This window comes from Streptomyces sp. NPDC059957, from assembly GCF_042730015.1.
Classification (GTDB): domain Bacteria; phylum Actinomycetota; class Actinomycetes; order Streptomycetales; family Streptomycetaceae; genus Streptomyces.
On record NZ_JBHWMB010000100.1, the window covers coordinates 14591 to 23734 of the forward strand.

The 9144-nt window shown below is 71.9% G+C and carries 10 protein-coding genes; 6 read left to right on the plus strand and 4 right to left on the minus strand.

Annotation, left to right across the window (positions count from 1 at the left end; all coding sequences use genetic code 11):
• The coding region (locus ACFWBW_RS37790) for a response regulator transcription factor (RefSeq protein WP_385383077.1) at positions 1–334 on the plus strand (334 nt) is incomplete at its 5' end.
• Between the two features lie 65 nt (positions 335–399).
• Here the strand turns inward: ACFWBW_RS37790 and ACFWBW_RS37795 are convergent.
• Positions 400–624 carry a hypothetical protein gene (locus ACFWBW_RS37795; RefSeq protein WP_385383080.1) on the minus strand — a complete coding sequence of 75 codons (225 nt, stop codon included), beginning with the start codon at positions 622–624 and terminating at the stop codon, positions 400–402.
• Between the two features lie 277 nt (positions 625–901).
• Here ACFWBW_RS37795 and ACFWBW_RS37800 point away from each other — a divergent pair, with 277 nt between their 5' ends.
• Positions 902–1213, plus strand: coding sequence for a hypothetical protein (locus ACFWBW_RS37800; protein ID WP_385383082.1), 312 nt, complete (start codon positions 902–904; stop codon positions 1211–1213).
• 39 nt (positions 1214–1252) lie between these two features.
• On the opposite strand, the gene ACFWBW_RS37805 is transcribed toward ACFWBW_RS37800, so the two are convergent.
• The 3 genes from ACFWBW_RS37805 to ACFWBW_RS37815 all read right to left on the minus strand — a co-directional run bounded on the left by ACFWBW_RS37805 (position 1253) and on the right by ACFWBW_RS37815 (position 3418).
• Positions 1253–2173 carry an NmrA family NAD(P)-binding protein gene (locus tag ACFWBW_RS37805; protein WP_385383085.1) on the minus strand — a complete coding sequence of 307 codons (921 nt, stop codon included), beginning with the start codon at positions 2171–2173 and terminating at the stop codon, positions 1253–1255.
• 83 nt (positions 2174–2256) lie between these two features.
• Positions 2257–2739: a hypothetical protein gene (locus ACFWBW_RS37810; RefSeq protein ID WP_385383088.1), complete on the minus strand. Its 483-nt coding sequence runs from the start codon at positions 2737–2739 to the stop codon at positions 2257–2259.
• A gap of 160 nt (positions 2740–2899) precedes the next feature.
• Positions 2900–3418, minus strand: a complete 519-nt coding sequence (locus tag ACFWBW_RS37815; RefSeq protein WP_385383091.1) for a MarR family winged helix-turn-helix transcriptional regulator — start codon at positions 3416–3418, stop codon at positions 2900–2902.
• Positions 3419–3703: 285 nt separating this feature from the next.
• Here ACFWBW_RS37815 and ACFWBW_RS37820 point away from each other — a divergent pair, with 285 nt between their 5' ends.
• From ACFWBW_RS37820 to ACFWBW_RS37835, 4 genes are all read left to right on the plus strand, one after another.
• A complete protein-coding gene (locus ACFWBW_RS37820) occupies positions 3704–7072 on the plus strand; it encodes a S8 family serine peptidase (RefSeq protein ID WP_385383094.1) in 3369 nt (1122 codons plus the stop codon).
• Between the two features lie 177 nt (positions 7073–7249).
• Positions 7250–7705: a hypothetical protein gene (locus tag ACFWBW_RS37825; RefSeq protein ID WP_385383097.1), complete on the plus strand. Its 456-nt coding sequence runs from the start codon at positions 7250–7252 to the stop codon at positions 7703–7705.
• 1 nt (position 7706) lies between these two features.
• Positions 7707–8051 carry a hypothetical protein gene (locus ACFWBW_RS37830; RefSeq protein ID WP_385383103.1) on the plus strand — a complete coding sequence of 115 codons (345 nt, stop codon included), beginning with the start codon at positions 7707–7709 and terminating at the stop codon, positions 8049–8051.
• 129 nt (positions 8052–8180) lie between these two features.
• On the plus strand, positions 8181–8798 hold the full coding sequence (locus ACFWBW_RS37835) for a nucleoside/nucleotide kinase family protein (protein WP_385383100.1): 618 nt from the start codon (positions 8181–8183) through the stop codon (positions 8796–8798).
• Positions 8799–9144: the final 346 nt, after the last annotated feature.

Consider the following 9144-nt stretch of genomic DNA (forward strand, 5'->3'; position numbering starts at 1 on the left):
CTTCCTGCACGCCGTACGGGTCGCAGCGCGCGGCGACGCCCTCCTCGCGCCCTCGATCACCCGCAAGCTGATCGACCGGTACGTCACCCAGCCTCCCCCCACCTCCGGCGGCACCGGCAAGCCCCTGGAGGATCTGACCGGCCGCGAACGCGAGGCCGTCGTCCTGGTCGCGCAAGGCCTGTCCAACGACGAGATCGCGGCCCGCATGGTGATCAGCCCACTGACCGCGAAGACGCACGTCAACCGGGCCATGTCCAAACTCCGGGCGCGCGACCGCGCCCAGCTCGTGGTCTTCGCCTACGAATCCGGCCTGGTGACGCCCCACAACCCCTGACAGGGCTGAGCGGCGTTCTGTGTGCGACGACACGGTGAGCGCGAAGGGCCGTACCGGGTCGGAGGCTACTCGGCTCGGGTCCATCGCTTGACGATGTGCGGTGCGGAGAACGGCGCGGGCCAGGTCTGCAGCCGGACCTCCTCGGCCGCCTCGGGCTCCTCGTCCGATTCGAGCCGGCGGACGGCAGCGGCGAGGTTCCGCCGAGAGGCTCGGGCGCGGTTCCAGCCTGCGGGCACTTCACATCGTGCCGCGTCGTCGAGGTCGTCGCTGCCCGGCACGTGCGCGAGCAAGCCCGGCGCCGCGGCTCGGCCGACTGGGCGGCCACGGCAGAAGGTCCCGTCCGGCTCGCGATGGCGGCGGCGAGGTACCGGACCCGCATGGTCCATGTGTCCGGTGACGCGGTGTTCTCCGGCGCACACGTCCACGGCACCGACCTGGCCGCCGCACTCCTCGCTGACCGGGTACTCGCCCGAATGGAGGCAGGGACCGGCGGCAGCGGTGGCAGCCCGCCGGGTCTCGCCCGAGACTCGTCGCCAGAGACGACAAGCGCGAGGAAGGACAGCAGCCATGCCGCGAGCCGAGGAGGAGAACGTCGCCGCCCGCCCCATCGGTGCGGTGGACCAGCGCCCGGGAGGAGCTGGCGGACACCTGCGGACCGCCCTCAGGAGGACCAATCTGCTCCCGGCCTTCCTGGTACTCACGGTCATGATGGTGGCCCTGTGGCTCATGGGCATGCCGTTCCTCCAGGCCCTGACGATCTCGACCGCGGTGAAGATCGCGGTGGCCCTGCTCGAACTCCGCCGGCTGCCCGGCCCTCCCGCCGGCGGGGGGGGGTCGGGGGGGGGGCCGCTCCCCCTCCAGTCCGGCGGGCCGGCGTAGCCATGACCACCGCCAACGCGATTGGTTTCCATGCACTTCTCACACGGGGAGAACGTCCGACGGCGGTCGAGGCCGCCGCTCCGCTGAAGGGTCCGCGGAGCGGAAGTGTGCATGGTGTTCCCGCAGGAAGGCGTCGAGGGTGCGGGGCGGTCGGCCGAGGAGGTCGGTGACCGTGGTGTTCGGGTTCTCGGGCCGGGTGATGGCGAGTTGCTGGATCTCGGTCACGTGGTCCGCGAGCCAGTCGGGCATGTGGGCGTTCCGAATGAGGCTGTCGCGCAGTTCGTCCGGCGCGAGGTCGACGTAGCGGACCGCACGGCCCGTCAGAGTGGTCAGACGTGCGGCGAGTTCGGGGTACGCGACGGCTTCGGGTCCGGTCAGGGTGTAGGTGCCGCCGGCGATGCCGGGCCTGGTGAGGGCGGCTGCGGCGACGTCGCCTATGTCGCGGCAGTCGATGTAGTTGCAGGGCGCCTCGCCCATCGCGCCGAGGATGACTCCCCGGGCGACGGCGGGAGCCAGGCGCAGGAGGTTCTGCATGAACGCGTAGGGGCGCAGGACGGTGTGGGCGAGGCCGCAGGCGCGCAGGTGTTCCTCGACGGCGTGGTGCCCGCGGGAGACGGCGACCGGGGAGTCGGGTTCGGCGGCGGGTGCGGAGATCTTGACGATGTGTCCGATACCGGCTTGGGCGGCGATGTCGATGACGCGGGTTTCGAGCGCGACCTGTTCGGGGCCGTTGGCCATGGCGAGGAAGAGCTGGTCGGCGCCCTGGAAGGCGCTGCGCAGGGACCGGGGGTCGGCGGCGTCGGCGTACTGCACCTCGACGGGCAGCGGGTGTGTGCCGGTTGCGCCGGGGATCGGGAGGTGCGGAGTGCGGGTCAGCGCGCGGACGGGTGCGCCGAGGGCGAGGAGGCTGTGGAGCAGGGCGTTCCCGGTGGCTCCGGTCGCTCCCATGACAACGATCATCGAGTACTCATTCCGTTGCTCGTTCCTTCGTGACTCGGTCGGGCCGGGTCCCGTCGGTCGGGTGGGCCCGGTGGAGAGACGGCTCACGCCGGGGAGCCCGGCAGTGCCGGGGTGGTGGCGCGCCAGCGGAGGGTGACGATGGTGGTGGCGAGGGCTGCGGAGACCGGCAGGTCGATGCGCAGGCGCTCCAGCCAGGGGGCGGCGGGTACCGGGGTGTGAGCCGGTACCCATTGGGCCGTGAACCATCCCAGCAGGGCCGCCGCGCCGGCGGTGGTGATGACGAGTGCGGCAGCCAGGGCGAGACGCGGGGTGGTGACGGTCCAGCGTCGGGGCCGCCCGCCGCGCCGCAGCCAGGCGCCGACCAGGAACGCCACCACGGCGGAGGTGCCGGCGATGGAGGTGCAGGCGGCCGCGGCCAGGTCCCGCTGCCCATTGACGAGACCGGCGGTGCCGGCCATCAGCGCGGGGGCGGCGTAGGCGGCCAGTACCTCACGCCGCAGGGTGAACGGCCGGGACGGCCGGGTGGCTGCTCGATTGCGGCTGGTTCTGTCCTGCGTTGCGTGCATGCGGGCCTCTTTCTCGTACGTGCGAGGGAAGCGAAGGAACGCGGCGAAGGGCGGGGGCGGGGTGCAGGCCCGTGCCGCCGACTCATGTAATTAGGCAGCTAACTACATGGGCGGAAAAAGAGCCCACCTTGAGGGCGGGCCAATACAGCGGAGTGCGCGGTCAGTCGGCGACCAAGGCCGCGCTGCCGTGGACCACTCGGGCGAGCAGGTCCAGGAAGACCGCGCGCTCCTCGGCGGAGAGCCCGCCCACCATCGCCTCAAGTCGCCCGAAGTGCTCGGGCGCCATGTCGCGCAGGAGCTGCGCGCTACGTGCGGTCAGGATGGCCACCGTGCCCCTGCCGTCCTCCAGGGAGGGCCGGCGCGCGATCAGACCTTCACGCTCGAGGCCGTCCAGCAGGCCGGTGACCGTGGCCCTGGAGACACCGAGGTCGGCGGCAAGGCATGACGGAGACTTCTCCCCGCCGTGGTCTTCGAGGTCGGCGAGCACCCGGTAACGCCCCGTCGACAGGCCGAACCGGGCGAAGTGCGCCTCGGCCATTCTGCCGACCCGCGCACCGGCCGAGATGAGCCGCACCGCGACCAGCACCGCCTGCGGATCGACCTCCAGGCCGTAGTGCTCGACCTGCCTCCTGGCCTGGTCCAGCGTGGGCGCCTCACCGTCGATGCCGTCGCTCGTCATGCAGATAATATGGCGACTAATCATTTGGCCTGTCAAGGCATTCCGGTCCGGACTGGGCCGGGCCCGGCGGTGCACCGGGCGTGTTCGACATCCGGGTCAAGGCCCGTCCGGCCGCCGGGTTCCGTCCGCGTCGGCTCCCACGCAACCTCGCCTGGCGGATTCCCCGCCTCCGCCAACCGTTGCGAAACGGTCATGGATCGGCCGTCAGCCCCGGGGCAATACTGCGAGAACACCGGCGGTGCCTTCATCCCGTCGGTGAACGCTTGTCTTTCAGGGGGAAATGACGTGCGCACACCTCGTATCAGGAGATCGGGGGCGGCCGCATCGGCAGCCGTCGCCGCCATCGCGCTCGCGGCGGGTCTCACCACACCCGTCGCCGCCGCGCCCATGACCGGCCGCTCGGACGTCCCGGCGGGTCAACAGCCCGCCGGGCAGGGGTTCACCCAACTGACCCTGATCACCGGGGACCAGGTCACCGTGGACCCCGAAGGCCGCCCGGTCGGCTTCGCCCCGGCCAAGGGCCGGGAGAAGATACCCGTGTCGGTCCGCCGGGACAAAGGCGGCAGCAGCCTCGTCCCGCTCGACGCCCGGCCGCTGATCGAGTCCGGCCGGCTCGATCCCCGCCTCTTCAATCTCACCGAACTCTCGCGCCCCGAGTACCACAAGGCCCGCGGCGACCAACTGAAGCTGATCGTCCGCTACGACGGCTCCGCCCCGGCCGCCAAGTCGGCCCTGCGTTCCACGGGCGGCCTGCGCGTGGATCGTACGTACGGCCTGCTCAACGCCGAGGCCGTGACCGCTACCCCGGTGAGCGCCGCCGCCCTCTGGGGCGGGCTCACCGGCCGGCAGGGCGGCGCCGCCCCTCTGGCCGCCCCCTCCGGCATCGCCTCCGTCTGGCTCGACGGCATCCGCGCCGCCGGCCTGGACAAGAGCACGCGTCAGATCGGCGCCGACAAGGCCTGGGCCGCCGGATACGACGGCACCGGCGTGAAGATCGCCATCCTCGACACCGGCATCGACACGGCCCACCCCGACCTCGCCGGCCGGGTCGTCGCCGCAGCGGACTTCTCCGAATCCGGCAGCACCGCGGACCGCTACGGCCACGGCACCCACGTCGCCTCCATCGCCGCCGGTACGGGGGCCAAGTCGGGAGGGAAGTACAAGGGCGTCGCGCCGGGAGCCAAGCTGCTCAACGGCAAGGTTCTCAACGACTACGGCTACGGCAGCGACTCCGGCATCCTGGCCGGCATCGAGTGGGCCGTCGCGCAGGGCGCCCAGGTCGTCAACCTGAGCCTCGGCGCGCCCGACGCGCCCGAGATCGACCCGGTCGAAGCCGCCGTGAACCAGCTCTCCGCCGACAAGGGCATCCTCTTCGCCGTCGCCGCCGGCAACGACGGGAAGTCCGGGCCGGGCACGATCGACTCCCCCGGCAGCGCCGACGCCGCCCTCACCGTGGGCGCCGTCGACAAGGCCGACGTCATCGCCGACTTCTCCGGCATCGGCCCCCGCGCCGGCGACGGCGCCGTCAAACCCGATGTCACGGCCCCGGGCGTGGGCATCACCGCGGCCGCCGCCGTCGGCAGCGCCATCGAACGCGAGGTCGGCCAGAACCCGGCGGGCTACCTCACCATCTCGGGCACCTCCATGGCCGCGCCGCACGCGGCCGGCGCCGCCGCCCTGCTCAAGCAGCAGCACCCGAAGTGGACCGGTACCCAGATCAAGGGCATCCTCACCGGCTCCGCCAAGCCCGGCCCCTACAACGCCTTCCAGCAGGGCACCGGCCGCATCTCGGTCGACCAGGCGCTCGGCCAGTCCGTGGTCGCCGAACCCCTCGCGCTGGCCTTCGCCAACCAGCTGTGGCCGCACGAGGACGACGCCCCCGTCACCCGAAAGGTCACCTACCGCAACCTGGGCACCTCTCCGGTCACCCTGAAGCTGTCCGTCACCGCCACCGGCCCCGACGGGAAGCCCGCCCCGGCCGGTTTCCTCGCCTTCGCCCGCCCGAGCCTCACCGTCCCCGCCGGCAAGACGGCGTCGGTGGACCTCGCCCTGAACACCCGGCTCGGCGGCTCCGTCAACGGCCGGTACACCGGGCACGCGGTGGCGACCGCGGCCGGGCAGAGCGTCCGTACGGCGATCGTCGCCGATCGCGAGGTCGAGTCGTACGCGCTGACCATCCGCCACATCGGCCGGGACGGCAAGCGGCCGGCCGGCTACTTCAGCAGCCTCCAGGGCGTGAGCGGGCTGGCCACCGGCAGGATCTTCAGCAACCACGAGGGCTCCGGCTCCCGGACCATCCGCGTCCCCAAGGGCAGCTACATGCTCGACTCGCACCTCTGGGCCGACCCGGAGAACGTCGAGGAGGGCCTCGACTGGATTTCCCAGCCCCGCCTCGACATCACCCGCAACACCACGGTCACGGTCGACGCCCGTACCACCAAGCCGGTGGACATCACCGTGCCCTCGGACCCGTCCATGGTCGGGTTCCTCACCCCCAGCTACGAGTTGCGCGCCGACGGCGTCAGCTACGCCTTCGGATGGTGGCTCTACGCCGCGATCCCCCTGCGCACCCGCGGCCAGGGGCCCGAGCCGGCCGCCGGAACCAGTCTGACCCAGCGATGGGACAAGCACGCGGTGTCCGAAACCGAGGAGTACCACACCACTCTCGGCGGCCCGGTCCGCACTCCGGCCACCGGCTACACCCGGCATCTGAAGGCCTCCGACCTGGCCACCGTGACCGTAGACCACGGCTCCTCGGCCCCTGACAAGGTGGGCATCGTACGAGCCGTCGGCCGGCTTCCGGGCAACGGCGGCCCGAGCTCCATGTGGCAGCCGCGGCTCCTGCCGAACACGGTGACGCTGCACCTGTCCTCGGTCGACGGGGTGAAGTGGGCGCTGTCCGCCTCCCAGTTCGGCATGGACGGGGACGGCAACGAGGTCGCGGAGACCTCGTACGCCGTCGAACGCGCCTACGCGGGCGGCCGCACCCACCGGGAGCGCTTCAACACCGCTGCCGCCGGGCCCCGGGTGGACACCGCGTCGGGGCTCGGCCTCTACCGCAAGGGCGACCGGATATGGGGCACGTTGCCGCTGCTCGCGGACGGCGCCGGGCACGACGGCACCGGCTTCCACGCCAAGGGCAAGACCGTGCTCTACCGCAACGGGGTCGTCGTCGGCAGCCAGGCTGCCGAACTCCGCGACGCCAAGCGCTTCTCCGTCCCGCCCGGTGAGGCCTCCTACAAGCTGGTGGCCTCTTCCACCCAGTCCGAGACCGTCAGCCGCACCTCGTCCAAGGTGACCGCGACCTGGTGGTTCCGCTCCGGCACCACCCCGACCGGTCCCACGGCGCAGCTGCCCGCCTCCGTCGTCCGGTTCGCTCCCGCGACACGTCTGGACGGGACCGTCAACGGGGGCCACCCGTTCCGCGTCCCCGTCACCGTCCAGGGCCCGGCGGCCGGCAAGGGACTGAAGTCCCTGACGGTGTCCGTCTCCTACGACGACGGCTACACCTGGCAGACCCTGCCGGTCCAGGACGGGGCGGTCACCACGCAGACCCCGCCGTCGGGCGGCCACGCCTCCCTGCGCGGCACGGTGGTCGACACCGCGGGCAACAAGTCCGAAGTCACGATCCTGCGCGCGTACCTGACCGACTGACCCGTCCCCGCACCGCATGACGAACCCGGAGGCGCTCGCCTCCGGGTTCGTCTTGACGACTGCCTCGGCCCATCCACGCCCCCTCGTCGCCGGCAACGTGGCGGCGGCGGGGAAACGGGTGTGCCGTGCGCCCCGCAGGGAAGCTTTTGGTGGAGATCAGCGTCAAGAAGGAAGGCCATGGGAACCCAGACGTTCACCATTCCCCCGGTGCGGACCGGCTTTCGCTGGCGCATGAACCCACACCACTCCGCCGAGATGGACGCCGCCGCGAATGCGTGGGCATTCGGGTTGTTCAGCGATGACCCGCGGGTGCCGGCGCCGGTGCATGCCGACAACTACACCACGTGGGCGGCGCTGTGCTTCCCCGACGTGGACCCCGACCTGCTGACCCGGTGGTGCCGCTTCAACGCGCTGTACACGGTCATCGAGAACAAGCAGGAGGCCCTGTACGAGACGAGCGGCGCCGGGAGCGCCGAACGGCTGTGGGAACGCACGGTCGCTCTCCTCTTCCGGCAGTCGCACGCCGACGACGTGTTCGCCGCCGGTGACTGGGGCGACGGCCTGCCCCGGTACAACCTGACGGCGGCCATGACCATCGCGGAAATGCTCCCGGAATCGCTGGCCCGGTACTGACCTGTACTCCTTCCGGAAGGAACGGGACGACAGGAACGGGAAGAAGGCGCACGTTCAGGCCGTCTCGGTGCTGCAACACGTGCACGGCCTGGGCCTACAGGAAGCCCTGAACCGGCTCGTCGAGACGATCGAGGAAACGGAACGCCAGTACCTCGCGGTCCGCTCACGCTGGGCCCTCACACCAGGAGCTGACGAGTACTGCGACCGCCTGGAGGACATCAGCGCGGGGAACCTGCGCTACCACCAGACTTCGCCACGATTCCACGGGGACGGATTTGAGGGCGTGTTCACCGGCGGGGAACTGCAGGTGCCCGGAGGGCTGTCCGGACGGCCCCAGACGACCTGACCTCCACCCCCTCCCCCTCCACCCCGTCCTGACGGCGCGCGACACTCCGTGCGGTTCGGCCGCGGTGGAACCGGGCCGCCGGGGACGGGCCGCCGGGCTCCTTCGACCGCACTCGGGCAGGATGGCCGGGTGCAGACATCGGAGTTGATCGCGCGGGCGGCCGGACTGGCCGATCAGGGCGCCCGGCGGATCCTCGGCATCGCCGGGCCTCCCGGTGCGGGCAAGTCGACCCTGGCGGCGCTGATCGCGGACGCGCTCGGGCCGGAGCGTGCCGTGGTGGTGCCCATGGACGGGTTCCACCTCGCGCAGGGCGAGCTGGACAGGCTCGGGCGGGCCGAGCGAAAGGGCGCCCCGGACACGTTCGACAGTGCCGGATACCTCTGCTTGCTCCGCAGGCTGCGGTCATCCGGCGAACGCACCGTCTACGCACCGGCCTTCGATCGCTCGCTCGAGCAGCCGATCGCGGGCAGCATCGCCGTCGACCCGGGCGTGCCCCTGGTGATCACCGAGGGGAACTACCTGCTTCACGACGCGCCGGACTGGGCGCCCGTAAGGTCGCTTCTGGACCAGGCCTGGTACTTGGCGCCCGACGAGGGCCTGCGCGTGCGGCGCCTCATCGACCGGCACGTCCGGCACGGCAAGGACCCGGAGGCGGCCCGCGCCTGGGTCTCCCGCTCGGACGACCCCAACGCCCTCCTCGTCGCGCGCGGCCTCCACCGCGCCGACCTCGTGGTCGGCGCCGGCTGACGGTCGGGGGCGCGTCGCTCTGGCATCGCGCGCGATGGCTCCGACAGCCGGCTCCGGATGCCCGGCTCCGGGGTGGCCGGAACTCGCCCGAGGTCGCGGACCAGTTGCGTACCAGCTGGTAACTTGCGCGAGTTGATCATGCTCGCAGCCACGGTCGGCCACACTCCCGGCCCGCGCCGCACCACCCCTCGGCCAAGGAACCACATTGGTACGCAACGCCCGGACGACCTCCCTCGTCTCCACGTCCGCCCTCGCTCTCACCCTCTCCCTCCTCGGCGCCGCCGCCCCCGCGTCCGCCGCGGACGCGCCCACACCGCACCTGGACTCAGTCGAGCAGACCTTGCGT

What these genes read in the sequence shown, in the direction of transcription:
- ACFWBW_RS37815 (WP_385383091.1), bottom strand. Translation starts at nt 3,418, where the DNA reads ATGACGAGCGACGGCATCGACGGTGAGGCGCCCACGCTGGACCAGGCC.
- ACFWBW_RS37810 (WP_385383088.1), bottom strand. Translation starts at nt 2,739, where the DNA reads ATGCACGCAACGCAGGACAGAACCAGCCGCAATCGAGCAGCCACCCGG.
- ACFWBW_RS37805 (WP_385383085.1), bottom strand. Translation starts at nt 2,173, where the DNA reads ATGATCGTTGTCATGGGAGCGACCGGAGCCACCGGGAACGCCCTGCTC.
- ACFWBW_RS37800 (WP_385383082.1), top strand. Translation starts at nt 902, where the DNA reads ATGCCGCGAGCCGAGGAGGAGAACGTCGCCGCCCGCCCCATCGGTGCG.
- ACFWBW_RS37825 (WP_385383097.1), top strand. Translation starts at nt 7,250, where the DNA reads ATGGGAACCCAGACGTTCACCATTCCCCCGGTGCGGACCGGCTTTCGC.